This is a genomic window from Solwaraspora sp. WMMA2101, from assembly GCF_049179175.1.
Lineage (GTDB): Bacteria > Actinomycetota > Actinomycetes > Mycobacteriales > Micromonosporaceae > Micromonospora_E.
Map to the genome: position 1 here is coordinate 3,271,561 of NZ_JBMHMA010000006.1, position 24,119 is coordinate 3,295,679.

Annotated in this window: 24 protein-coding genes; 11 read left to right on the top strand and 13 right to left on the bottom strand. The window is 71.7% G+C overall.

What is annotated here, in order from left to right; genetic code table 11:
* Nucleotides 1–23: 23 nt before the first annotated feature.
* Together ACN28F_RS15660 and ACN28F_RS15665 are read left to right on the top strand one after the other, a co-directional pair.
* Nucleotides 24–971 carry a tetratricopeptide repeat protein gene (locus tag ACN28F_RS15660; RefSeq protein ID WP_421358417.1) on the top strand — a complete coding sequence of 316 codons (948 nt, stop codon included), beginning with the start codon at nucleotides 24–26 and terminating at the stop codon, nucleotides 969–971.
* A gap of 2 nt (nucleotides 972–973) precedes the next feature.
* A complete protein-coding gene (locus ACN28F_RS15665) occupies nucleotides 974–1,690 on the top strand; it encodes a creatininase family protein (protein ID WP_289208699.1) in 717 nt (238 codons plus the stop codon).
* Between the two features lie 96 nt (nucleotides 1,691–1,786).
* Here ACN28F_RS15665 and ACN28F_RS15670 read toward each other — a convergent pair whose 3' ends face one another.
* The 3 genes from ACN28F_RS15670 to ACN28F_RS15680 form a co-directional block, all read right to left on the bottom strand.
* Nucleotides 1,787–2,305 carry a hypothetical protein gene (locus tag ACN28F_RS15670; protein WP_421358419.1) on the bottom strand — a complete coding sequence of 173 codons (519 nt, stop codon included), beginning with the start codon at nucleotides 2,303–2,305 and terminating at the stop codon, nucleotides 1,787–1,789.
* Nucleotides 2,306–2,424: 119 nt separating this feature from the next.
* Entirely contained in the window at nucleotides 2,425–3,450 is a 1,026-nt protein-coding gene (gene fbaA / locus ACN28F_RS15675) for a class II fructose-bisphosphate aldolase (RefSeq protein ID WP_421358421.1), read from the bottom strand.
* A 143-nt stretch (nucleotides 3,451–3,593) separates the two neighbouring features.
* The gene (locus tag ACN28F_RS15680) at nucleotides 3,594–3,977 is read right to left on the bottom strand and encodes a phage holin family protein (protein WP_289208702.1); all 384 of its coding nucleotides are present in this window, start codon (nucleotides 3,975–3,977) and stop codon (nucleotides 3,594–3,596) included.
* Nucleotides 3,978–4,112: 135 nt separating this feature from the next.
* Between ACN28F_RS15680 and ACN28F_RS15685 the strand changes: the two genes are divergently transcribed.
* From ACN28F_RS15685 to ACN28F_RS15700, 4 genes are all read left to right on the top strand, one after another.
* Nucleotides 4,113–4,325, top strand: coding sequence for a hypothetical protein (locus ACN28F_RS15685; RefSeq protein WP_421358422.1), 213 nt, complete (start codon nucleotides 4,113–4,115; stop codon nucleotides 4,323–4,325).
* 89 nt (nucleotides 4,326–4,414) lie between these two features.
* On the top strand, nucleotides 4,415–5,944 hold the full coding sequence (locus ACN28F_RS15690; RefSeq protein ID WP_421358424.1) for a 3' terminal RNA ribose 2'-O-methyltransferase Hen1: 1,530 nt from the start codon (nucleotides 4,415–4,417) through the stop codon (nucleotides 5,942–5,944).
* Nucleotides 5,941–8,505, top strand: coding sequence for a polynucleotide kinase-phosphatase (locus ACN28F_RS15695; protein ID WP_421358425.1), 2,565 nt, complete (start codon nucleotides 5,941–5,943; stop codon nucleotides 8,503–8,505). The genes ACN28F_RS15690 and ACN28F_RS15695 overlap by 4 nt, the downstream gene beginning before the upstream one ends.
* A gap of 25 nt (nucleotides 8,506–8,530) precedes the next feature.
* Nucleotides 8,531–9,472, top strand: a complete 942-nt coding sequence (locus tag ACN28F_RS15700; protein WP_289208705.1) for a DUF368 domain-containing protein — start codon at nucleotides 8,531–8,533, stop codon at nucleotides 9,470–9,472.
* A 13-nt stretch (nucleotides 9,473–9,485) separates the two neighbouring features.
* Here the strand turns inward: ACN28F_RS15700 and ACN28F_RS15705 are convergent, their stop codons facing one another.
* The 7 genes from ACN28F_RS15705 to ACN28F_RS15735 all read right to left on the bottom strand — a co-directional run bounded on the left by ACN28F_RS15705 (nucleotide 9,486) and on the right by ACN28F_RS15735 (nucleotide 17,061).
* Nucleotides 9,486–10,208: a class II aldolase/adducin family protein gene (locus ACN28F_RS15705; RefSeq protein WP_421358427.1), complete on the bottom strand. Its 723-nt coding sequence runs from the start codon at nucleotides 10,206–10,208 to the stop codon at nucleotides 9,486–9,488.
* 78 nt (nucleotides 10,209–10,286) lie between these two features.
* On the bottom strand, nucleotides 10,287–10,664 hold the full coding sequence (locus ACN28F_RS15710; protein ID WP_278110946.1) for an ArsR/SmtB family transcription factor: 378 nt from the start codon (nucleotides 10,662–10,664) through the stop codon (nucleotides 10,287–10,289).
* 58 nt (nucleotides 10,665–10,722) lie between these two features.
* Nucleotides 10,723–11,262, bottom strand: coding sequence for an orotate phosphoribosyltransferase (gene pyrE / locus ACN28F_RS15715; RefSeq protein WP_421361410.1), 540 nt, complete (start codon nucleotides 11,260–11,262; stop codon nucleotides 10,723–10,725).
* Between the two features lie 154 nt (nucleotides 11,263–11,416).
* A complete protein-coding gene (locus tag ACN28F_RS15720; protein WP_289208707.1) occupies nucleotides 11,417–12,211 on the bottom strand; it encodes an SDR family NAD(P)-dependent oxidoreductase in 795 nt (264 codons plus the stop codon).
* A 33-nt stretch (nucleotides 12,212–12,244) separates the two neighbouring features.
* A complete protein-coding gene (locus tag ACN28F_RS15725) occupies nucleotides 12,245–13,036 on the bottom strand; it encodes a hypothetical protein (protein WP_289208708.1) in 792 nt (263 codons plus the stop codon).
* Between the two features lie 137 nt (nucleotides 13,037–13,173).
* Nucleotides 13,174–15,765: an ATP-dependent chaperone ClpB gene (gene clpB / locus ACN28F_RS15730; protein WP_421358430.1), complete on the bottom strand. Its 2,592-nt coding sequence runs from the start codon at nucleotides 15,763–15,765 to the stop codon at nucleotides 13,174–13,176.
* Between the two features lie 111 nt (nucleotides 15,766–15,876).
* Nucleotides 15,877–17,061: a hypothetical protein gene (locus ACN28F_RS15735; RefSeq protein ID WP_289208710.1), complete on the bottom strand. Its 1,185-nt coding sequence runs from the start codon at nucleotides 17,059–17,061 to the stop codon at nucleotides 15,877–15,879.
* 89 nt (nucleotides 17,062–17,150) lie between these two features.
* On the opposite strand from ACN28F_RS15735, the gene ACN28F_RS15740 reads away from it, so the two are divergent.
* From ACN28F_RS15740 to ACN28F_RS15750, 3 genes are all read left to right on the top strand, one after another.
* Nucleotides 17,151–17,651 (top strand): cation:proton antiporter regulatory subunit, encoded by a 501-nt coding sequence (locus ACN28F_RS15740; protein ID WP_289208711.1) that lies wholly within the window; start codon nucleotides 17,151–17,153, stop codon nucleotides 17,649–17,651.
* Between the two features lie 7 nt (nucleotides 17,652–17,658).
* Nucleotides 17,659–18,888 (top strand): cation:proton antiporter, encoded by a 1,230-nt coding sequence (locus ACN28F_RS15745; protein ID WP_421358432.1) that lies wholly within the window; start codon nucleotides 17,659–17,661, stop codon nucleotides 18,886–18,888.
* A gap of 118 nt (nucleotides 18,889–19,006) precedes the next feature.
* Entirely contained in the window at nucleotides 19,007–19,438 is a 432-nt protein-coding gene (locus tag ACN28F_RS15750) for a hypothetical protein (RefSeq protein WP_282224703.1), read from the top strand.
* A gap of 15 nt (nucleotides 19,439–19,453) precedes the next feature.
* Here ACN28F_RS15750 and ACN28F_RS15755 read toward each other — a convergent pair whose 3' ends face one another.
* The gene (locus ACN28F_RS15755; RefSeq protein WP_289208713.1) at nucleotides 19,454–20,107 is read right to left on the bottom strand and encodes a TetR/AcrR family transcriptional regulator; all 654 of its coding nucleotides are present in this window, start codon (nucleotides 20,105–20,107) and stop codon (nucleotides 19,454–19,456) included.
* Between the two features lie 75 nt (nucleotides 20,108–20,182).
* Here ACN28F_RS15755 and ACN28F_RS15760 point away from each other — a divergent pair, with 75 nt between their 5' ends.
* On the top strand, nucleotides 20,183–21,130 hold the full coding sequence (locus ACN28F_RS15760; protein ID WP_421358435.1) for an MMPL family transporter: 948 nt from the start codon (nucleotides 20,183–20,185) through the stop codon (nucleotides 21,128–21,130).
* On the top strand, nucleotides 21,034–22,335 hold the full coding sequence (locus ACN28F_RS15765) for an MMPL family transporter (RefSeq protein ID WP_421358437.1): 1,302 nt from the start codon (nucleotides 21,034–21,036) through the stop codon (nucleotides 22,333–22,335). Before ACN28F_RS15760 ends, ACN28F_RS15765 begins: the two co-directional genes overlap by 97 nt.
* Here ACN28F_RS15765 and ACN28F_RS15770 read toward each other — a convergent pair.
* The gene (locus tag ACN28F_RS15770; RefSeq protein WP_289208716.1) at nucleotides 22,325–22,783 is read right to left on the bottom strand and encodes a heat shock protein transcriptional repressor HspR; all 459 of its coding nucleotides are present in this window, start codon (nucleotides 22,781–22,783) and stop codon (nucleotides 22,325–22,327) included. The two genes, ACN28F_RS15765 and ACN28F_RS15770, sit on opposite strands and share 11 nt — an antisense overlap.
* A 6-nt stretch (nucleotides 22,784–22,789) precedes the next feature.
* Nucleotides 22,790–24,013: a molecular chaperone DnaJ gene (gene dnaJ, locus ACN28F_RS15775; RefSeq protein WP_421358439.1), complete on the bottom strand. Its 1,224-nt coding sequence runs from the start codon at nucleotides 24,011–24,013 to the stop codon at nucleotides 22,790–22,792.
* Nucleotides 24,014–24,119 lie beyond the last annotated feature (106 nt).

Here is a 24,119-nt window from a genome sequence, read left to right on the forward strand (position 1 = left end):
ACGCTCCAGATATGCCCCGGCCGGTGACGATGTCCGCCCTCGATCCGGTTCCCGGGCCGGCTGGCGTCGATCCCGCCTTGGCGCTGCACTGGAGTGAACTGCTACGGCTCCTGGCCGCCTCGCACAACGTCTTCGGTTCACGCCAGGTGTACGGCGCTGTTTGCCGAGAGCTAGCCATCGTCCGCCGATACCGCCGCGAGGCCTCGGACGACCTCACGCCACGTCTTCTGGCAGTGGAGGCACGATGGGCGGAGTTCGCGTCCTGGACCGCCGACAACCTCGCCGACGTCAACGCAGCCACCTACTGGCTCGACCACGCACTCACCCTGGCGAACCGGGCGGGCGACAAGCGGATGGCCGCCTATATCGTCATGCGCCAGGCACAGCAGGCCGTCGACCGCCTCGACGGTACCCAGGCGACGGGACTCGCCGAAACCGCCGAGACACTCGAACCACTCACCGACCGCGACCGCGCCCTCTGCCTCATCCGCCAGGCCCAGGGACACGCCCTCCGCAACGACCAACTGCGGTCCCTCTCCGCGATCAAGACCGCGCACCAACTCGTCAATCGGTCCATGGGCAACACGGCCGATGACCCGGACACCATCGGCCGCCACTGCACCCACGCCTACCTCCGCGCCCACGAGGGCTACTGCCTGCTCCAGCTCGGCCGCGCCGCTGCGGCGGCCGACACCCTGGAAACCGTTCTGACCGACTGGCCTGCCGACTACCGCCAGGACGAGGCGCTTACCCGAAGCTGGCTCGCCCGGTCCTACGCCGCGACGAACCGGCTGACCGAAGCCGGTGCCGAAGGCAGCCGCGCCCTGAGTCTGGCCGCCGCGACCTCGGCGGCCAGGGCGATGACCTCCCTGCACCATCTTCACGGTCGGCTCGCAGGCGCAACGGGATCCACCGAGGTCGTCGAGTTCCGAAATGCCTTCTCCCTCGTCGCGTCAACGACCAGACTGTGATCATGAACCTGATCTCCACCGCGACCACCACGGACGAGGCCCACCGCGCAGCCGCCGTCGCAGTCCTCCCGGTGGGCAGCTTCGAACAACACGGCACCCATCTCCCGCTGACCACCGACACCATCGTGGCCAGCGCGATCGCGAAAGCCGCCGCGACCGCCTACGACCTACTGCTGCTGCCCCCGGTGACGATCAGCTGCTCGCAGGAACACACCGGATGGCCGGGCACCGTCAGCATCCGCTCCTCCACCCTGACCCACATCGTCACCGACATCGCGCAGTCGCTAGAGCAGGCCGGCGTCGACCGGCTGGTCGTGGTCAACGGCCACGGCGGCAACTACGTGCTGTCCAACATCGTCCAAGAGGCCAACACCAGCGGACGGCGCATGGCCCTGTACCCGAGGAGGCAGGACTGGGAAACCGCCCGCCAGCACGCCGGCCTCGACAGCACCAGCCACGACGACATGCACGCCGGCGAGATCGAGACCTCCCTGCTCCTGCACCTGTGCCCCGACCTCGTCCGACCCGGCTACCAGACCGCCGACCACCTCACCGAACGACCCGACCTCCTGGTGCTCGGCATGCGCGGCTACACCCACACCGGCGTCATCGGCGCACCATCCGCCGCAACCGCCACCAAAGGCAAGGCCGTCCTCGACAGCCTGACCACCACCTTCGCCACCAGCCTCGCCATCCTCCAACAGAACACCCAACCCTGACCGGTCACGCCCGCTGCGCCTCGCCGACCGCCGTAGCGCTCCAGCGCAGAGCCTGTAGTGGCGGTGTCGCGCCGGGCGACCGGTCGGTCGGCCAGGTCAGGCGACGGGGCGACGACGCCAGGCGACGATCGGCAGTTCGACGTCGGGTGCGGCGGACAGGCCGTTCTCGTCGAGGGCGTTCTGCACGGCCAGCCGGGCACCGTCGAAGCGGAACTCGACCGCGTGCAGCACGTGCGGCCGCCAGTGCGACGGCATGATCCGCTCGATCACGTTGACCGCCCGCAGCGGTCGGCCCCGGGCCGGCAGCGGCGCCGGGTGGCGGTCAGCTCGCCAGTCCAGCCGCAGGCCGGGCTGGTCCACCGGCATCGTCATGTCCACCTGGTTCCAGGTGATCGCGCACTCGTCGAACTTGCGGTGGGTGACCTCGACGTTGGTGTCGCCGAAGCCAAGGACGACCGGGCCGTTGGCGTACCAGGTGTCCTGGTCGAGGTCCCACATCAGCCAGACGTCGATCAGTGGCCGGCCGATCAACCGGGTGAACCGGGCGCGGTGGGCGGCGGCCAGCGTCGCGGCGTCGTGACACCACTGTGGCTCGTACCCGTCGATGCCGAGCACCGCGACCTCCACACCGGACCTGTTGGATCGGTTGATGTCCTATGGTGCACCCCGACCAGTGACGACGCACGGCCGGCCCCGAGTGGGGCCGGCCGTGCGGACAGAGCGTGGGCGGAGGGTTACTTCGCCAGGGTGGTGCCGGTGGAGCGCAGGTGCTCGCAGGCGTCGACGACCCGCTTGGCCATGCCCGCCTCGGCCGACTTGCCCCAGGCCCGGGGGTCGTACGCCTTCTTGTCGCCGACCTCGCCGTCAATCTTCAGCACCCCGTCGTACTTGGTGAACATGTGGGTGACGACCGGCCGGGTGAACGCGTACTGGGTGTCGGTGTCGATGTTCATCTTGACCACGCCGTAGTCCAGCGCGGCCCGGATCTCCTCCAGCAGCGAGCCGGAACCGCCGTGGAAGACCAGGCTGAGCGGCTTCTCCTTGCCGTACTTGGCGCCGACCGCGTCCTGGATCTCCTTGAGGATCTCCGGCCGCAGCTTGACGTTGCCGGGCTTGTAGACGCCGTGCACGTTGCCGAAGGTCAGCGCCGCCATGTAGCGGCCCTTCTCGCCGAGGCCGAGCGCCTCGACCATGGCCAGGCCGTCCTCGACGGTGGTGTACAGCTTCTCGTCGATGGCGCCGACGATGCCGTCCTCCTCGCCACCGACGACGCCGACCTCGATCTCCAGCACGACCTTGGCCGCGGCGGCCTCGGCGAGCAGCTCGGTGGCGATCTCCAGGTTCTCCTTCAGCGGTACGGCGGAGCCGTCCCACATGTGCGACTGGAACAGCGGCGCGCCGCCGGCGGCGACCCGCTCCTTGGAGGCGGCCAGCAGCGGGCGGACGAAGCCGTCGAGCTTGCCCTTCGGGCAGTGGTCGGTGTGCAGCGCGATGTTGACCGGGTACTTCTTCGCCACTTCCTGGGCGAAGGCGGCGAAGGCCAGCGAACCGGTGACCATGTCCTTGACGGTCGGGCCGGACAGGTACTCGGCGCCACCGGTGGAGACCTGGATGATGCCGTCGCTCTCGGCCTCGGCGAAGCCCTGCAGCGCGGCGTTGAGGGTCTGCGACGACGTGACGTTGATGGCGGGGTACGCGAACGCGCCGGCCTTGGCGCGGTCAAGCATCTCGGCGTAGACCTCGGGAGAGGCGATGGGCATCTCGAACGCTCCTTTGTACCGGTTCGGCCCGTCGACGGGTCGATTGTCGTGCTCAGCTCACTGCGCTGGACCGCGCTGTCCTCCGCTGGCAGTATCCCGCAGCGACGGGGCGACGGCGACATCGCCCCTGTCCGTGCCGACGGTCAGCGGCGGTCGTACTTGTCCGGGACGACCAGGCTGATCGCCCAGCCGACGATGGCCATCACGATCGCGCCCCAGAACGCCGGCCAGAAGCCGTCGATGGTGAACGGCAGGTCCAGTTGCTGGGCGAGCCAGTCGGTCAGCAGGAACAGCAGGGCGTTGACGACCAGGGCGAACAGGCCCAGGGTCAGCAGGTAGAAGACGCAGCCGACGACCTTGATGATCGGCTTGAGCACGGCGTTCACGATGCCGAAGATCAACGCGACGATGACCAGGGTCAGCACGGTACGGGTCGCCGAGTCGCCGGAGACCTCGATCCCGGGGACGACGAGCGTGGTGATCCACAGGGCGACCGCGGTGATGGCGAGTCTGATCAGGAATCCCATCCCGTCATCCTGCCATCCGGGATCCACCACCTGACCCGATAACCGGACAACTTTCCGATTCTGGGTAGCAGTCTGCGGGCAGCCGGGTCAGCCCGTACCGTGGAAAGCGCGCAACCGCCGACCGAGGAGGCCGATATGACGTACCCGGACGAGGACCTCGCCCCGGCCGACCACCTCGACCCCGCCGAACGCGACATCGAGGCCCCCACCGACGACGCGGTCGAACAGTCGGTGGTGGCCAACCCGGTCGAGCAGCCCCCGGAGATCCACCGGGGGCTGGAGGTCGACGACTGGGACGCCGTCGAGCAGTCCCGCATCGTCGACCTCGACGACGACGGCTACCGCTGAGCCGATCACACCGGTCACCCCGGGCCGGCGTCCGCCGCGACGGCTAAACCGCTGTCCCAGGGTGGCGCCCGGCTGACACGATCACCCGCGTGCTGCTGACCGTGACGACGACTCACCGACCCGCCACCGACCTCGGCTACCTGCTGGTCAAGCATCCGGACCGGATGCAGTCGTTCGACGTACCCACCGGCACCGCGCACGTGTTCTACCCGGAAGCCGACGAACAGCGCTGCACCGCCGCGCTGCTGCTCGACGTCGACCCGGGCCGGCTCACCGCCGCGCGGGGCCGCCACCGCGGCCGGCCCACCGCCGCGATGCCCGGCAGCTTCACCCTCAGCCAGTACGTCAACGACCGGCCGTACGCCGCGTCCAGCCTGCTCGCCGCCGCGCTCGCCAAGGTGTTCCGGTCGGCGCTGCGCGGGCAGAGCCGGGACCGACCCGAACTGGTCGACGTGGCGCTGCCGCTGACCGTCCGGGTACCGGTGCTGCGCTGCCGGGGCGGCGCGGCACTCGCCGACCGTCTCTTCGCCCCGCTCGGCTGGACGGTGACCGCCCGGCCGATCCCCCTCGACGAACGCTTCCCCGAATGGGGCGACAGCCGCTACGTCGACCTCACCCTGACCGGCACGCTGCGGGTCGCCGACGCGCTCAACCACCTGTACGTGCTGCTGCCGGTGCTCGACGACGCCAAGCACTACTGGATTGCCCCGGACGAGCTGGACAAACTGCTACGGGCCGGGGACGGCTGGTTGGCCGGCCACCCGGAGCGCCGCCTGATCACCCGGCGGTACCTGGCGCACCGACGGATCCTCGCCCAGCAGGCCGAGGACCAGCTCGCCGAGGCACAGGCCGCGCAGCTGCGGCTGTCCGACGCGGCGGTCGAACCCGACAGCATCGAGTCGGACAGCGTCGAACCCGACGGTGTCGGCCCGGACAGCGGCGACCCGGACGGCGCGCCGTCGCGGCCGCGTCCACTGGCGGCGACCCGGCGGGCCGCCGTACTGGCCGTGCTGGCCGAGGTCGGCGCCAGCCGGGTGCTCGACCTCGGCTGCGGCGGCGGTGCGCTGCTCACCGAACTGCTCGCCCAGCCCCGGATCAGCGAGATCGTCGGCACCGACGTGTCGGCGCGGGCGCTGGAGCTGGCCGCCCGCCGGCTGCGGCTGGACCGGCTGCCGCCCCGCCAGCAGCAGCGGGTACGGCTGTGGCAGTCGGCGCTGACCTACCGTGACGACCGGCTGCGCGGCTTCGACGCGGCGGTGCTCATGGAAGTGGTCGAGCATCTGGACCCGCCCCGGCTGCCCGCACTGGCCGAGTCGGTCTTCGGGCACGCCCGACCCGGCACCGTCGTGGTCACCACCCCGAACGTGGAGTACAACGTGCGCTTCGACGGCCTGACCCCCGGTACGCTGCGCCACCCGGACCACCGGTTCGAGTGGACCCGTGCCGAGTTCGCCGCCTGGGCCGGGCAGGTCGCCACGACGTACGGCTATCAGGTGACCTACCGGCCGGTCGGCGAGGTGGACCCGCAGGTCGGGCCGCCGACCCAGCTGGCGGTCTTCACCCGCGACGGCGCCCGCGCCGGCGCCGACGGTGCCGTGGGCGTCGGGGGTGCCCGGTGACCGTCCTGGAGATCCCCGAACTCGCCCTGGTCGCGCTCGTCGGCGTCTCCGGCTCCGGCAAGTCGACGTTCGCCCGCCGGCACTTCGCCGCCACCCAGGTGCTCTCCTCGGACACCTTCCGGGCGTTGGTGGCCGACGACGAGAACGACCAGTCGGCGTCGGCGGACGCCTTCGACGCACTGCACTACGTCGCCGGCAAACGGCTGCGGGCCGGCCGGTTCACCGTGGTCGACGCCACCAACCTGCAGGAACACGCCCGGGCCGGGCTGGTCGCCATCGCCCGCGAGCACGACGTGCTGCCGGTCGCGGTGGTGCTCGACGTGCCGGAGCAGCTCTGCTGGGAACGCACCCAGGGCCGCACCGACCGGACGTTCGGCCGGCACGTGGTCGCCAGGATGCACCGCGACCTGCGCCGGTCGGTCGGCAAGCTGGCCCGGGAAGGGTTCCGGCACGTGTTCGTGCTGCGCGGCACCGACGAGATCGACGCCACCGAGATCCGACTCACCCGGCTGTACAACGACCGCCGGGAACTCACCGGCCCGTTCGACATCATCGGTGACGTGCACGGCTGCCGGGCCGAGCTGGAAGCGCTGCTGACCGCGCTCGGCTGGACGCTGGAGCGCGACGACACCGGCCGACCGGTCGGTGCCCGGCACCCGCAGGGGCGTACCGCTGTCTTCGTCGGTGACCTGGTCGACCGCGGCCCGGACTCGCCCGGGGTGCTGCGCCTGGTGATGGGGATGGTCCGGGCCGGCACCGCGCTCTGCGTGCCCGGCAACCACGAGCAGAAGCTGCTGCGCAAACTGCGGGGCCGCAAGGTGACCGTGTCGCACGGGCTGGCCGAGACCCTGGAGCAGCTGGCCGCCGAGCCGGCCGATTTCACCGACGACGTCGCCAGGTTCATCGACGGCCTGGTCAGCCACTACCGGCTCGACGGGGGCGCGCTGGTGGTGGCGCACGCCGGGCTCAAGGCCGAATACCAGGGCCGGGCTTCGGGCCGGGTGCGCAGCTTCGCGCTGTACGGGGAGACCACCGGTGAGACCGACGAGTACGGCCTGCCGGTGCGTTACCCGTGGGCCCGCGACTATCGGGGTGCCGCCACCGTGGTCTACGGGCACACTCCGACACCGCGCCCCGAGTGGGTCAACAACACCATCTGCGTCGACACCGGCTGCGTCTTCGGCGGCCGGCTCACCGCGCTGCGCTACCCGTCTCGGGAGCTCGTCTCGGTGCCGGCCGCCCGCGAGTACTACGCCCCGGTGAAACCGTTGACCGCCGACCCGGTCGACGGAAACGGTGCCACCGTGTCGGAGCGCCGCGACGACGTACTGCTGCTCAGCGACGTCACCGGCCGGCGGCACATCGACTACGGCTACGGCACCACGACGGTCGCGGCCGGCAACGCCGCCGCCGCGTTGGAGGTGATGAGCCGGTACGCGGTGGATCCCCGCTGGCTGGTCTGGCTGCCGCCGACGATGGCCCCCTGCTCGACGTCGACCCGGGACGGCTACCTGGAGCATCCGGCGGAGGCGTTCGCCGACTACCGGGCCGCCGGGGTGGAGCGGGTGGTCTGCCAGGAGAAGCACATGGGGTCGCGGGCGGTGGTGCTGGTCTGCCGCGACCCGGCCGGGCATCCCCGGTTCGGGCCGGGTGGCGGGGTGGTGCACACCCGGACCGGGCGGCCGTTCTTCGACTCGACCGCCCGTACCGAGGCGCTGCTGGCCCGGGTCCGGGCGGCGGCCGACGCCGCCGGGCTCTGGCAGCGACTGGCCACCGACGCCGGGCCGGCCAGCTGGCTGCTGCTCGACTGCGAGCTGCTGCCCTGGTCGGCGAAGGCGCTCGGGCTGATCCGCGAGCAGTACGCGGGGGTCGCCGCCGCCGGCCGGGCCGCGCTGCCCGCCGCGCTCGACGCCCTGGATGCGGCGGCCGGCCGGGGGCTACCGGTCGGGCAGCTGCGCGAACGGCTGGCCCGCCGGGCCGTCGACGTCGACCGGTACGCCGACGCCTACCGGGCGTACGTCGGCGACCCGGACACGGTGACGTTGGCGCCGTTCGCGGTGCTGGCCAGCGACGGCCGGTCGTACGCCGACCGCGACCACGGCTGGCACCTGGACTGCGCCGACGCGCTGGTGGCCGCCGATCCGGCGGTGTTCACCGCCACCCGGCGACGGGTGGTGGACCTGGCCGACGAGGCGGCGGTGACCGGGGCGACCGACTGGTGGCACGAGCTGACCGCCGCCGGCGGCGAGGGCATGGTGGTCAAGCCGTACGCCGGCCCGGCCGCCCGGGGCGGCACCGGCCGGCTGCTGCAGCCGGGGATCAAGTGCCGGGGCCGGGAGTACCTGCGGATCATCTACGGCCCGGAGTACACCGAGCCGGAGCGGCTGGCCGCCCTGCGCCGCCGGTCGTTGGGGCGCAAACGGGCGATGGCCCTGCGGGAGCACGGCCTCGGCCTGGCCGCGTTGGACCTGCTGGCCGCCGACGCCGCACTGTGGCGCCGACACGAGCTGGTGTTCGCGGTACTCGCCTGCGAGTCCGAGCCGGTCGACCCCCGACTGTGAACTCTGGCCCGGTATGGTTGCGCGAATGTCAGTGCGTGAACGTGTCGGCCATGTGTTCCGGGGTGCGGCGATCGGGGTGGCGGAGGCCATCCCGGGCGTCAGTGGTGGGACGATCGCACTGGTCACCGGCGTGTACGAGCGGCTCATCGCCTCGGCCGGGCACCTGATCAACACGGTCCGGTACGCGGTCTCCGACGTACCCCGCAAGCAGGGCTGGGCGCGCAGCCGCGACCAGTTCCGCCAGGTGCACTGGGATGTGGTCATCCCGCTGGCGCTCGGCATGCTGCCGGGTCTGCTGCTCGCCGCCCGGCTGTTGGAGCCGATGCTGGAGGAGTACCCGGAGCAGACCCGAGGGTTGTTCTTCGGCCTGGTGCTGGCGTCGGTGCTGGTGCCGATCTCGATGATCGGCCGACCGTGGCGGGTACGGGACGCGGCCGCGGTGGGCATCGCGGCGGTGGCGGCGTTCGTGTTGACCGGGCTGCCGTCGGCGACGATCGACCCGAACCCGGTGGTGGTGCTGTTGGCGGCCGCCGTCGCGGTCTGTGCGCTGGTGCTGCCGGGGGTGTCCGGGTCGTTCCTGCTGCTGACCGTCGGGCTCTACGAGCCGACCATCGAGGCGGTCAACGACCGGAACCTCGGCTACCTGGCGGTCTTCGCCGCCGGCATGGTGATCGGCCTGACGCTGTTCGTGAAGCTGCTGCAGTACCTGTTGGAGCATCACCGCCGGGTCACCCTGGCGGTGATGACCGGTGTCATCGTCGGCAGCCTGCGGGCGCTGTGGCCGTGGCAGACCGAGGATCGGGGGCTGCTGGCCCCGGCCGGCAACGCGCCGTCGGTGGTGCTGCTCCTGCTGCTGGGGATCGCGGTGGTCACCGCGATGGTGATCGTCGAGCAGCGGCGGCTGCGCCGCGCCGCCGTGGACGTCACCCAGGAGGAGTCGCCGGAGCTGCCCAGCCACCACCGCTGAGCAGGGTTCCGGTTCAGACGCTGCCCTGCTCGGGGTGCGGCAGCTGGTCCAGGTAGTCGGCCGGCAGCGGGGTCAGCTCGTCGAGCCGGCCGACGGCCAGTGCCCGGTAGGTGAGCCGGGCCGCTTCCTCCAGGTTGACCGCACGCTTATGGGCCAGCTCGACCGAGCTGGCCAGCACCGAGCAGCCGTGCCGGGACAGGATCAGGCAGTTGGTGCCGTCGGCGGCCGCGTCGGCGGCAGCCTGCGCCAACGGCCAGCCGCCCGGCGGCGCGAACGGGACGGTGACGACCCGACGCAGGTAGAAGGCATGGTCGGTGGTGACCAGCCGGATCGGTACGCCGAGGGTGTCCAGCAGCAGCATGGACTGTGGATGCAGGTGCACCACGGCGTGCACGTCCGGGCGGGCCCGGTAGACCGCCAGGTGCAGGGCCAGCTCGCTGGTCGGCCGCGCCGGCGTACCGGCAGGCGTCATCGCGCCAGGTGCCACCGCGACAGGCGGCATCGCCTCGGGTGCCGGACCGTCGGGCAGCGTCGTGCCGTCCGCGACCCGGACCCGGACGAACGACGCCCGGTCGAGCCGGTCCAGCCAGGTGCCGGACGCGGTCACCCAGCAGTCGTCGCCACCGGGCAGCCGGGCGGACAGGTTGCCGCCGGAGCCCACGACGAGACCGGCGCGCACCACGTCGCGCCCGAGGTAGGCCAGCTGGTCCCGCAGGTCGCCAGCAACGTACGTCACCGGTGTCCCTTCGAGGCCTTGGGCACCTTGCCTGGCAGCTCCGCCTCCAGCGAGTCGGCCAGGCAAGGTGCCGTCAGGTCAGCGCGCCTTCTTGGTGGCGCGCTTACGCGGCGGGGTCAGCAGATCCGCGATCGTGGCGATCGCGGACGGCACCAGCCGGTAGTAAGCCCACACGCCGCGCTTCTCCCGTTCCAGCAAGCCGGCTTCGGTGAGGATACGCAGGTGGTGGCTCACGGTCGGCTGGGAGAGCCCGAGCGGAGCGGTGAGGTCGCAGACGCAGGCCTCGCCTTCCGGCGCCGACTGGATCAGGCTGAGCAGCCTGAGTCGGGCCGGGTCGGCGAGCGCCTTGAGGACTCCAGCGAGTCGCTCCGCGTCTGCGCGTTCGATCGGCTCGCCGGCAAGCGGCGAGATTTGAGGCATGGTCATTTCAGCCAACGCAGTTCCCACGAAACCCATCCTTCCACCAAACAGCATCGATCCGCCTGCATATCAGCAGATCCGAATCGGCAAACTTTTAGGCCAGAAGGCCGAGGTCAGCCAACGTATAGGCGGCCCGGTAGGGCAGTCCGGCTGCCCGAACCGCGTCGCCCGCCCCACGATCGACGATCACCGCCACGCCGACCACCTCTGCTCCTGCCTCTTGTAGCGCCTCGACTGCGGTCAGTACACTGCCCCCGGTCGTCGAGGTGTCCTCCACCGCGAGTACGCGGCGACCGACCACGTCCGGCCCTTCGATCCGTCGCTGGAGTCCATGCGTCTTCTCGGCCTTGCGCACCACGAAGGCGTCCAGCTTGCGCTGCCGCGTCGCCGCAGCGTGCAGCATGGACAGTGCCACCGGGTCCGCTCCCAACGTCAGGCCACCGACCGCGTCGTACTCCCAGTCCGCGGTGAGGTCGAGCAACACCCGCCCCACCAACGGTGCGGCGGCGTGGTGCAACGTCACCCGCCGCAGGTCGACGTACCAATCAGCCTCGCGACCTGACGACAACACCACCTTGCCGTGCACCACGGCCAGGTCAGTGATGAATTTGCGCAGGTCGTCATGGTCCCCCATGGTGCAAAGCGTACTGCGCGTCACTGGGTCTCCCGCCGCCGGCCCGGCAACTCGCCGATAACGCCATCCACGTCGCTAGCTGCCCATACACCACAAAACCCCTGGTCGCGGCGGCGGGAAGCGTTTCGACGGACACGCTGGTACGCTCTCCGGCTCACTCGCGATCCTTCGGTCGACCGCCGGCGAGCCGCAGCAGCCCATGCGGAGCGTGACGCACCACAGTGGCGAGCGCCTTGTACCGCCAGTCGGGGACGCTCACCGCACGCCCCCTGGCCAGGTCCCGCAACCCGTCGGCGACCACGTCGTCGGCCCGCAGCCAGAGCCAGCCAGGCGATCCAGTGACACGAATACCGGCCCGCTCGTGGAACTCCGTACGGACGTAGCCGGGGCACAGCGCCATCACCCGGACCCCGAGGTGGCGGACCGAATTGTCGATCGACTCACTGAAGTTCGTGACCCACGCCTTGCTCGCTGGATAGGTCGAACCCACTGCAACCGGACCAAATCCGGCGACCGATGAGACGTTAATCACTCTTCCTGCTCGGCGTTGCACCATCACCGGCAGCACCGCATGGGTCAGCCGCAGCACGGCTTCCACGTTCAACCGCAGCAGCCGCAGCTCGTCGGCCTCGTCGGTGCGGCGAAACGACTGGTTCAAGCCGATCCCGGCGTTGTTGACCAGCAGATCCACCGGGGTCTCCGTGTCCCGCAGCCGGGACGCGACGACGCCGACCCCGCCTTCGGTGGCGAGGTCGGCGTCGAGCACCTCGACCGTCGCGCCGTGCCGGTCGGTCAACTCGTCCGCCATCGTGGTCAGCCGCTGACGGTCCCGGGCGACCAGCACCAGCCGCGTACCGCGCGCGGCGAGCTGACGGGCGAAGGCCGCGCCGAGGCCGGCGGTGGCACCGGTGACCAGTGCGGTCTCGATCCTGGACGACGATGCCACCACGACGTACCTCCTGTGCTGTGCCGGACCGTCCGGTCAGCTGCCCGAAGGAGGCTGGCTGCCCGGCGGGTTACCGGAGGGATTGTCCGGTGTGTCACCGGCTGCCGGCGGGTTGCCCCCCGTGGGCGGCGGACCGGCTGCCGGCGGCGGTCCGGGCGGGGTGCCCGGGGCCGGCGGGTAGCTCGGGTAGGCGCCACCCGGCATCGGCGGTACGCCGCCGTACCCGCCACCGGGCACCGGCGGCTCCCAGGCGACGGCCGGCTTGCGGAAGAACTCGTTCGACGGCGGCAGCGCCAGCAGGATCAGCGCGGCCAGCAACGCCAGCACGGTCACCACGCCGACCAGCAGGTTGACCGGGTCGTACCAGCCGGGCAACGCGGCCTCCAGGTCTCGTTGCACCTGCGCCGGGTCCGGCATGTTCGGGTCGGTGCCGCTCGTGTCGGGGGTGAGCGCACTGCCGGCGGCGCCGAGCGCCAGCCCACCGCCGGAGCAGCAGAGGAAGATGCCGCCGAGCACCCAGGTGACGATCCGGGACGGGTTCTTGCCCCGGTTGTTGAGCAGCGCCAGCACCACCAGACCGGCGGCGACCAGCAGCCCGAAGATCGCCCCGGCGATCGTCGTGACCGTCGTGATCGTGCCGATGGCCTCCATGCCGTCGAAGTCGGCGTAGGCGTCCTCGTAGACCTGTTGCATCGTGCCCGTCACGGACAGCGCGACGATCAGGCCGACCACCTGCAGGGCGGCGGTCAGGAACAGCAGGTAACTCGAAATGGTGACGGTGCTCGGCCGCGCCTTGACCGGTGGCGCGGCCGGATTCGGATCCGACACAGCTCTCCTTCCCCGAAGCTTCGGAAGATCACCGTATCGGTACCCCGCCAGTGGCACGGGGCAAACGACACCCGCGTCTGCCTCGAGTTACACCGCTGGCACCCGCCGCGCCACCCGGCACGGACCATCGACGCCGGTCAGCCTGCCTGCACCGCCAGCCCTTCCTTGTCGTCGGCGAGCTGCACCCGGACGGTGTCCCCGTCGCGGATCTCGCCGGCCAGCAACGCCCTGGCCAACTGGTCGCCGATCGCCGACTGGACCAGCCGACGCAGCGGCCGGGCCCCGTAGATCGGGTCGTAGCCGTGCTCGGCCAGCCAACCACGGGCGGCGTCGTCGACGTCCAGGCTCAGCCGGCGGTCGGCCAGCCGCCGCCGCATCCGGTCCAGCTGGATGTCCACGATCGAGCGCAGCTCGGCGCCGCTGAGCATCGCGAAGACCACGATGTCGTCGAGCCGGTTGAGGAACTCCGGCTTGAAGTGCGCCCGGACCACGGCCAGCACCGCGTCGCGACGCTGCTCCTCGGTCAACGTCGGGTCGTTGATCAGCGTCGAGCCGAGGTTGGAGGTGAGGATCAGGATCGCGTTACGGAAGTCCACCGTACGGCCCTGCCCGTCGGTGAGCCGGCCGTCGTCGAGCACCTGCAGCAGCACGTCGAAGACGTCCGGATGGGCCTTCTCCACCTCGTCGAGCAGGATCACCGAGTACGGCCGACGGCGCACCGCCTCGGTCAGCTGACCGCCCTCCTCGTACCCGACGTAACCGGGTGGGGCACCGACCAGCCGGGCCACCGAGTGCTTCTCGGCGTACTCGCTCATGTCGATGCGGACCATGGCCCGCTCGTCGTCGAAGAGGAACTCCGCCAACGCCTTGCCCAGCTCGGTCTTGCCGACACCGGTCGGGCCGAGGAAGAGGAAGCTGCCGGTCGGCCGGTCCGGGTCGGCGACCCCGGCCCGGGCCCGGCGGACCGCGTCGGAGACGGCGGCGACGGCGGCGGGCTGACCGACCACCCTCGCACCGAGGGACTCCTCCATCCGCAGCAGCTTCGCGGTCTCGCCCTCCATCAGCCGGCCGGCCGGGATGCCGGTCCAGGCGGCGACGACGGCCGCGATGTCGTCCGCGCCGATCTCCTCCTTCAGCATCGCCCCGTCGGCCTGCAACGCGGCCAGCTCGGTCTCGGCACGGGCCAGCTCGCCCTGCAGCGCCGGGATCCGCCCGTACCGCAGCTCGGCGGCGCGCTCCAACTCGCCGTCGCGTTCGGCCCGCTCCGCCTCGCCGCCGAGGCGTTCCAGCTCCTCACGGGCGGTGGAGATCCGGGTGATGTGCCCCTTCTCCAGCTGCCAGCGGTCGCTGAGCGCGGTCAACTGCTCGCGCTTGTCGGCCAGCTCGCGGCGCAGCCGCTCCAGGCGCTGCGCCGAGCCGGGGTCCGGCTCCTTCGCCAGCGCCATCTCCTCGATTTCGAGGCGGCGGACGGCGCGCTCGATCTCGTCGACCTCGACCGGCCGCGAGTCGATCTCCATCCGCAGCCGGGAGGCGGACTCGTCGACCAGGTCGATCGCCTTGTCCGGCAGGAACCGGTCGGTGATGTAGCGGTCGGACAGGCCGGCGGCGGCGACCAGCGCGGCGTCGGTGATCCGTACGCCGTGGTGCACCTCGTAGCGTTCCTTGAGCCCGCGCAGGATGCCGATGGTGTCCTCGACGGTCGGCTCGCCGACCAGCACCGGCTGGAAGCGGCGCTCCAACGCCGGGTCCTTCTCGATGTGTTCGCGGTACTCGTCGAGGGTGGTCGCGCCGACCATCCGCAGCTCACCACGGGCAAGCATCGGCTTGAGCATGTTGCCGGCGTCCATCGAGCCCTCGCCCTTGCCGGCACCGACCACGGTGTGCAGTTCGTCGAGGAAGGTGATCACCTGGCCGTCGGAGCCCTTGATCTCCTCCAGCACCGACTTGAGCCGCTCCTCGAACTGGCCCCGGTACTGCGCGCCGGCGACCATCGCGCCGAGGTCGAGGGAGACCAGGCGCTTGTCGCGCAGCGATTCCGGTACGTCGCCGGCGACGATCCGCTGGGCGAGTCCTTCGACGATCGCGGTCTTGCCGACGCCAGGTTCGCCGATCAGCACCGGGTTGTTCTTGGTACGCCGGGACAGCACCTGGATCACCCGGCGGATCTCGGCGTCCCGGCCGATCACCGGGTCGATCTTGCCGTCGCGGGCGCTGGCGGTCAGGTCGACGCCGTACTTCTCCAGGGCCTGGTAGGTCTGCTCCGGGTCGGCGGTGGTGACCCTGCGGTCGCCGCCGCGAACCGACGGGAACGCGGCGATCAGGTTCTCCTCGGTGGCACCGGCGCTCTTGAGCAGCCCGGCGACCGCGCCACCCACCCGGGCCAGGCCGGCCAGCAGGTGCTCGGTGGAGGTGTACTCGTCGCCGAGCGGACGGGCGATCTGCTCGGCGGCGCCGATCGCGTTGGCGAACTCGCGGGACAGGCTCGGCTCGGCGACGCTGGAGCCGCGGGCGGCGGGCAGGTTCTCCACGGTCCGTACGGCGGACCGGCGGATCTCGGCCGGGTTGGCGCCGACGGCCCGCAGCAGGCCGGCGGCGGTCGACCCACCGGTGTCCAGCAGGGAGAGCAGCAGATGCCACGGTTCGACCGTGGCGTGGCCCCGCTGGTTGGCGACGGCGACCGCGGCGGTGATGACTTCGCGACTCTTGGTGGTCAGACGTTCGGCGTTCATGAGCTCCCCTGTGCGGCAGGTTGGTCCACTGGTAAGGACACCACCAGACTTGAGTCTATTCCACTCAACTCCGATCGACGAGTCCTCCGCGTGAGCCCGACCCGCACCGGGTCACCGACCGGTCGGGTCCCAGAAGATCTCCACCCAGCCGGCACCCACTGGTTGACGCACGTTGAGCAGCACCGCGCCGTCCCGACGCGCCTGCACCGTCGCGTCCCGCAGCCGGGTGAGGTACGCGCCCTGCACCGGCCAGTAGAGCACCTCGAACTGGCCGTCGGAGCCGACCGCCCAGGCACCGGTACGGGTGGTGACCAGCAACCGGCCGCCGTCGGGCAGCACCGACACCACCCCGGTCGGTGGGTCGTCGACCGGCAGATGCTCCAGCTGCGTCCCGTTGATCCGCCAGACCAGCGGGAACTCACCCGGCGCCCGTTCGGCGATCAGCCAGCGGCCGCCCAAGGGCGCGGTATGCACCACCAGCAGACGGATCCGGTCCGGCTCCGCGATGGTGATCGCGTCGGTCTGCCACTGCCAGGTCGGCTCGGCCACCCCACGATCGTCCGGCTGCGCCACCAGAGCGCCGAACGCCACGTGCAGCCGACCCTCACGCAGCCCGGCGACGGTCAGCTTGTCGCCGAGGTGGCCGACGGTCTGCACCACCGGAATCGGCGGCTGCTGTGGCAACGGGACCATGCCCTGCTCGGTCACCTCGACGACCCGCGCCACCGGATCGGTCTGGCAGCACACCTGGTACGGCCCGTCCACACTGGCGTACTCCGGCGGCATCGACCCGTCCGATCTGGTCGACCGGGTGAAGGTCGTACCCGCGTCGAGCGACCGGTACCAGGCGGCGTCGGTGGACAGCACCAGGCTGCCGTAGCCGACCAGCATCGACGGCGACCCCTCGTCCGGTGCCGGATGCTCCTGTTGCCACCAGGACCCACCGGCGTCGAAGGTGACGAAGAGCAGCGGCGGGCACGGGACCGGGTCGCCAGCGTCCGCCGACCGGGTGCAGCCGGGGAAGAGCGCGTACCCCAGCCGGGCGTGGTCGAACTCGATGAGCGGCGGGTCGTAGTACGCCGGCACCGGCACCCGCATCGGGCGGACCTCGACGGCGCCGGGCCCGTCGGCCGGCACCGTCGGGTCGGCCGAGGGGACCGCGCGCTCCGGCGGGGTACGCCGGATGTCGCCGATCGAACAACCCGCCAGGATCAGTACGGCCACCACCAGTACGGCCGGCAGCAGGAGAGCCCGCCGGTCGGTCGTCGTCGCGGGCCTGCGTACCCGGTCTCGCATCCGCCGCCTCCCGTCGCCCACGCGCCTGTTCCCTCAGTCTGACCGGACGCGGCGCGGCGGGTCGCCCCGCGACGGCGTAGCGTGGAAGGGTGCGCGCACGTGTGGAACAGGTCGACCTCCCCGGCATCGGGGTGCGCCACGATCTGCTGACCGAGTCGGGTCGGCGGATTGGGGTGGTGAGCCACCGGTCGGGACGTCGGGACCTGGTCCTCTACGACGAGGACGACCCGGACGCCTGCGACGCCGACATCCCGCTGACCGACGACGAGGCCGAGGCGCTCGCCGACATCCTCGGCGCCTCGCTGATGCTCAGCCAGCTGGCCGGGCTGCGCGACCAGGCCGCCGGGCTGCTCACCGAGCAGGTGGCGATCACCGCCGGCTCGCCGTTCGTCGGCCGTACCCTCGGCGACACCAAGGCGCGGACCCGCACCGGGGCGTCGATCGTGGCGGTACTGCGCAACCGGGAGGTGCTGGCGTCACCTGGGCCGGACTTCCGGTTCGCCGCCGGCGACGTGGTGGTGGTCGTCGGCACCCGGGCCGGCCTGGACGGCGTCGGCGGCATCCTGGCCGACGACGACCCGGCTGGCTGACCCGGCGATGCACGACAGCGCCCTGCTGCTGATCGAACTCGGCGCGCTGTTGCTGCTCCTCGGCCTGTTGAGTCGGCTCTCCCGCCGCTACGGGCTGTCGCCGATCCCGCTCTACCTGCTGGCCGGCCTGCTGTTCGGGCACGGTGGGTTGCTCCCGCTGCACGACATCCAGGACTTTTTCGCCGTCGGTGCCGAGATCGGCGTCGTGTTGCTGCTGGTGATGCTCGGGCTGGAGTACTCCGCCGCCGAACTGATCGGCAACCTGCGCCGGGCCGCGCCGGCCGGTCTGATCGACGCGCTGCTGAACGCGCTGCCGGGCGCGGCGTTCGCGCTGCTGCTCGGCTGGGGGCCGACCGCCGCGCTGGTGCTCGCCGGGATCACCTGGATCTCCTCGTCGGGGGTGGTCGCCAAACTCCTCGGCGACCTGGGCCGGCTGGGCAACCGGGAGACGCCGGTGATCCTGTCGATCCTGGTCGTCGAGGACCTGGCGATGGCGTTCTACCTGCCCGTACTCAGCGCGGTGCTGATCGGTGCCGGGTGGGCCGCCGGTGGCGTGGCGGTCGCGGTGGCGGTCGGCACGGTCACCGTCGTGCTGCTGGTCGCGGTCCGGTTCGGCCATCGGATCTCCGCCCTGCTGTCGGTACGCGACCCGGAGGCGCTGCTGCTCGGCGTACTCGGGTTGACCCTGCTGGTCGCCGGTCTCGCCGCCGAGTTGCAGGTCTCGGCGGCGGTCGGCGCGTTCCTGGTCGGCATCGCGTTGTCCGGGCCGGTGGCGCACAGCGCCACCGAGCTGCTGACGCCGTTGCGCGACGTGTTCGCCGCCGTGTTCTTCGTCTTCTTCGGCCTGGTGACCGACCCCCGGGACATCCCGCCGGTGCTGCTGCCGGCGTTGGCGCTGGCGGTGACGACGATGGGCACCAAGGTGCTGACCGGCTATCTGGCCGCCCGCCGGGCCGGCATCGCCGCACCTGGCCGGTGGCGGGCCGGGCTGGCGCTGATGCCGCGTGGGGAGTTCTCCATCGTGATCGCCGGTCTGGCGGTGGCCAGTTCGAGCGTGGAGCCGGCGCTCGCCCCACTGGCCACCGCGTACGTGTTGATCACCGTCGTCAGCGGGCCGGTGCTGGCGCGGGTGCCGGACACCCGCTGGTTCAAGCGGCGGGTGCGGCGGCGACCGACAGCCGGTACGGCCAGCGGTCATCACGCAGCGGAGGCGGGAGGACACGTATCACCCTCATGAATGGCACGCTGCAGGACTTCCGCGATCACCCTCCGACACGCTACGGTGGCGCGGCAGTAGCTAGTGACAGGCCCGGGGCCGGCAGCGCCCCGCTGGCCGCGGACGGGAGGGCACCCCGTTGAGCGTGCAGGAGTCGGCGTTCCGCGGCTTCGCCAATCCGGTGGACCCGGCGCCCGCCGAGCTGCGTGCCTGGGCGTACCAGCCAGACTCGGTGCCGCTGCAGTCCATGCCGCAGGACTGGGATCTGCTGGTCTCCGGCGACCGGTTGGTGACCACCCTGTTCGACCTCGCGATGGATCCGACCTGCCCGGCCCGCCGGTTCGCGCTGCACTGCCTCTACATCTACGCCGCCGACGGGATCCGCACCAATTTCCGGGCGCATCCGAAGCGGCGGCTGCGCCGGCTCGTCGAGCAGGCCGAGCAGCAGGGCGACGAGTTGATGGCGACCTGGGCGCACAACACCCGGGTGTTGCTGGCCAAGCCGCAGCTGTTCGACTATCACGACTGGTGCGAGGGCGGTCTGGTCCGCAAGTCCCGCCGGCTCAGCTGAGCGCCGCCCGAAGGGTCACGGCGCGGGTGGCTGACCGGCGGCGGCGAGTCCGGCGACGGCGACCTGCATCCCCCGTTGCAGTCCGGCCAGCAGTTGCTCCTGGTCGACCAGGATGGCCCGCCCCGGGTCGGGCAGCTCGGCGAGCAGCTGCATCATCACCGCGACCAGGGCCCCGATGAACGAACCCACCATCGCGGCGGCGGTGACCTCGTCGAGGTCGTCGGGGAAGGCTTCCCGCAGCCCACGGGCCAGGTCGTTCTGCCCGCTGAGCAGCAGCCGCAGCGCGTAGCCCTGCAGCGCCGGGCTGGCCAGGATCAGCCGGACCCGGATCGGCGCGAGCCGGGCGAACAGCTCGTTGGAGAAGGTGCTGGTGGCGAAGATCCGCTGGGCGGTACGCAGCAGCACGTCGGCCGGGCTTTCGCCGGGGTGCCGCAGGCGGATCTCGGCCTGGGCGATGCGCAGCCGTTCGGCGTTGTCGGCGAAGAGGACCTCCTCCTTGGTGCGGAAGTAGCTGAAGAAGGTCCGGGTGGAGACCTCGGCGACGGCGGCGATCTCGGCGACGGTCGTCTCGTCGTAGCCCTTGCGGTCGAACAGGTCGGCCGCCGCGTCGATCAGAGCCGCCCGGGTGCGTTCCTTCTTGCGCTCCCGCAGGCCCGGTTCGGTCGGCATGCAGACACCTTACGCCCGGACCCCAGATAGCTTCACTCATTGCAATTTTGCACTCGGTGCAGTCATGCTGGTGCCATGGAACGCATCCTGGAACGACTCGGCCGGGCCTGCGCCGGCCGGCCCTGGCACACCATCGCCGCCTGGCTGCTCGTCGCCGCCGCCCTCGCCGGCATCGGCCAGCTCACCGGCGGCGGCTTCGCCAACGACTTCCGGGTCCCCGGCGCCGAGTCACAGCGGGCCGCCGACCTCATCCAGCGACACTTCCCGGCGTACGGCGCGGACAGCGCCGAGATCGTCTGGCACGCCGCCGACGGCGACCTGCACCGGGCCGACCGGGTCGCCGCGATCACCGACGCCGTCGCCGCGATCCGCCAGCAGCCGTCGGTCGTCGACGCCGGCAACCCGCTGCCCGACGCCACCGGTCCCGGTTCCGGCGGGCTGCTGAGCCCGGACGGTCGCACCGCCACCAGCACCGTCCGCTACGACCGGCACGCCGGCGACCTGGGACCGGCGGCGTACCAGCGGCTCGACGCGGCGGTGGCACCGGCCCGCGTCGCCGGTGTCGACGTCGACTTCCGGGGGCTGGTCGTCGACGTGGCGTTCGAGCCGACCACCGGCACCGCCGAACTGGTCGGCCTCGCCGCGGCCGCCGTGGTGCTGCTGCTCTCCTTCGGCTCGATGGTCGCCGCCGGACTGCCGATCCTGGTCGCCCTGGTCGGCCTCGCCTGCGGCACGACGCTGGTGCTGATCGCCTCGCTCGTGGTTGACGTGCCAAGTTCGGCGCCGATCGTCGCCGTGATGCTCGGCCTCGGCGCTGGAATCGACTACGCGCTGTTCGTCGTCACCCGGTTCCGCGCGGCGCTGGCCGACGAACCACCGACCCGGTCACCGCCGCCGGCCGGGCCATCGGCACCGCCGGGCACGCGGTGCTGTTCGCCGGCGGTACGGTCGTGGTCGCGATCCTCGGCCTGCCGTTCACCGGCATCCCGTTCGTCGGCGCGATGGGGCTGGCCGGCGCGCTGACCGTCACCGCGACCATGCTGGCGGCGCTGACCCTGCTACCGGCGGTGCTCGGGCTGCTCGGCCGACGGGTCGACGCGGGCCGGATCCGCCGCCGTCGGCGCATTCCGGGGGCCGACTCCCGCGACCCGGCGGCCGACTCCCGCTGGCCGCGCTGGGGTCGCCACGTCACCCGCCACCGGTGGGCGTACGCCGTCGGTGCCACCCTGGCGCTGCTGGTCGTCACCGCCCCGGTGCTCACGTTGCGACTGGGCACCCCGGACGACGGCAACCAGCCGGCGCACTGGCCGCAGCGGCAGGCGTACGACCGGGTTGCCGCCGCCTTCGGGCCGGGCTGGAACGGCCCGCTGGTGCTCGCCGTACCGGTGCCGGCCGAACTGTCCCCGACGCGGACCACCGACGCGCTCGACGACCTCAGTCGCCGGCTGGTCGCCGACCCGGCGGTCGAACTGGTCACCCCGGCTCAGCTCAGCACGGACGGCCGCCTCGCGCTGCTCAACGTAGTGCCCCGGTACGCGCCGCAGGACGACCGGGTGGCCGACCTGGTGCACCGGATCCGGTCCGACACCGCCCCGGCGGCCCTCGACGGGTACGGCACCGGTGCGCTGATCGCCGGCACCACCGCGTTCATGATCGACATCGCGGACGCGGTCGCCGACCGGCTGCCCTGGGTGGTGTTCGCGGTGATCCTCGCGGCCGGGCTGCTGCTGGTGGCGATGTTCCGGGCACCGCTGATCGCGGTCAAGGCCGCGGTCATGGCGCTGCTCTCGGTCGGCACCGCGTACGGGGTGCTGGTGATGGTGTTCCAGTGGGGGTGGGGGCTGACCCTGATCGGCGTCGACCGCCCGGTGCCGATCATGTCGGTGGTGCCGATGCTGCTCTTCGCGGTGCTGTTCGGGCTGTCGATGGACTACGAGGTGTTCCTGCTGTCGGCGATCCGGGAGGAGTACCGGCGCGGCGGCGACCCCGGCGCGGCCGTGGTCGTCGGACTCGCCGGCACCGGTCGGGTGATCACCGCCGCCGCGACCATCATGGCGGTGGTCTTCCTCAGCTTCGTCTGGATCGACGACACCCTGGTCAAGATGATCGGCATCGGGCTGGCCACCGCCGTGATCATCGACGCGACGGTGATCCGGGTGGTCCTCGCCCCGGCGGTGCTCAGCCTGCTCGGTCACCACGCCTGGTGGCCGGGCCGGCTCAGCCGGTAGCTGGGCGGCCGCCCCGGTCACCGCGCTGTGGCCGCCACACCACCAGCGCGGTCGAGGTGCGACTGGTCGGGACCAGGTCCGCCCGCCGGTACGGCCCGACCGACTCCAGCTCGGCGATCCGTTGGTACGCGGCGGCCAGCTCGGCCTGCAGTTCGGTGACCTGCTGCTGCAGGTCACCGACGAGCTGCTCCAGGCCGATGATCCGCTTGATGCCGGCGAGGTTGACCCCGTCGTCCTGGCTCAGCCGCTGCACCTCCCGCAGCAGCACCACGTCCCGGACGCTGTACCGGCGACCGCCACCGGCGGCCCGACCGGCCTGGACCAGGCCGAGCCGGTCGTACTGGCGCAGCGTCTGCGGATGCATGCCGGCCATCCGGGCCGCCACCGAAATGATCAGGACCTTGGCGTCGGAGGCGGCCTCGAAGGAGATCGTCAGTTCGTCCTCCACCCTCGCTCATCTCCTGTCCGTGGCTGGTCGCGGCCCGGGGGTCTCGTTGTCGTTGCGACGCAGCCGGGCGACGAGTCGTTCCCGATCGGCCCCCGGCGTGTGCTCGGCGAAGGTCCGCAGCGCCGCCGTGGCCGACTCGTCAACGGTAGCCGGAACGACGACCTCGACGGTGACGAGAAGGTCACCGGCGGTCCCGTCCCGACGCGGCACACCCTTGCCCCGCGCCCGCAGCGTCCGACCACTCGGCGTACCGGGCTGCACCCGCAGGGTCACCGCACCGTCCATCGTCGGGACCCGCAGGTCCGTACCGAGGACCGCCTCGGCGAACGTGATCGGCACGGTCAACGTCAGGTCGTCGCCGGAGCGGCCGAACAGGTCGTCGCCGCGCACCTTCACCAGTACGTACAGGTCACCGGCCGGCCCGCCCCGGTCGCCGGGCTCACCGCGACCGGCCAGCCGGATCCGCTGCCCGTCGGCGACCCCGGGCGGGAAACGGACGTTGAGGGTCCGGGTCTTCGTCACCCCGCCGCTGCCGTGACACTCCGGGCACTTCTCGTCGACGATCGTGCCGACGCCCTGGCAGTCCCGGCACGGCTCGGAAAAGCTGAACGAACCCTGGTTTCGGGTGATCAGCCCGGTCCCGGCACAGGTCGGGCAGGTACGGGGCACCGTACCGGGCTTGGCACCGTTGCCCTGGCAGGTGTCGCAGACGCCGGGCGCGCGCAGGCTCAACGGCAGCGTGGTTCCCCGTACGGCGGCCGCGAAGTCCAGCACCACCTCGGCCTCGACGTCGCGCCCCCGGGCCGGCCCACGGGCACGCATCCCGCCGGCCCCGCCACCGGAGAAGATCGAACTGAAGATGTCCGAGAAACCCGCGCCGCCGAAGCGCCGGTCCCCGCCGCCCGCGCCGGCTCCGGAGAAGCCGCCACCGCCGAACAGGTCGGACGGGTCGAAGCCGCCGGCACCACGGGCACCGCGACGGAACGCGCCGGAGCCGAACAACGAGCGCATCTCGTCGTACTCCTTGCGCTTACGGTCGTCGGCGAGCACGGTGTACGCCTCGGAGACCGCCTTGAACCGCTCCTCGGAGGCGGTGTTGCCGGGGTTGTGGTCCGGGTGCAGTTCCCGGGCCAGCTTGCGGTACGCCTTCTTGATGTCGTCCGTGGAGGCCGACTTGGGCACCCCCAGCACGGCGTAGAAGTCCTTTTCCAGCCAGTCCTTGGAACTCACCCTGTCCTCCTCCCGTCCGTCCCCGAACTGCCCTGTGTCCCCGAACCGCTGGTGGCGCCCCGGCGGTGGGACGCGACTCGCGTCCCACCGCCGGTGGTGCGCGCCG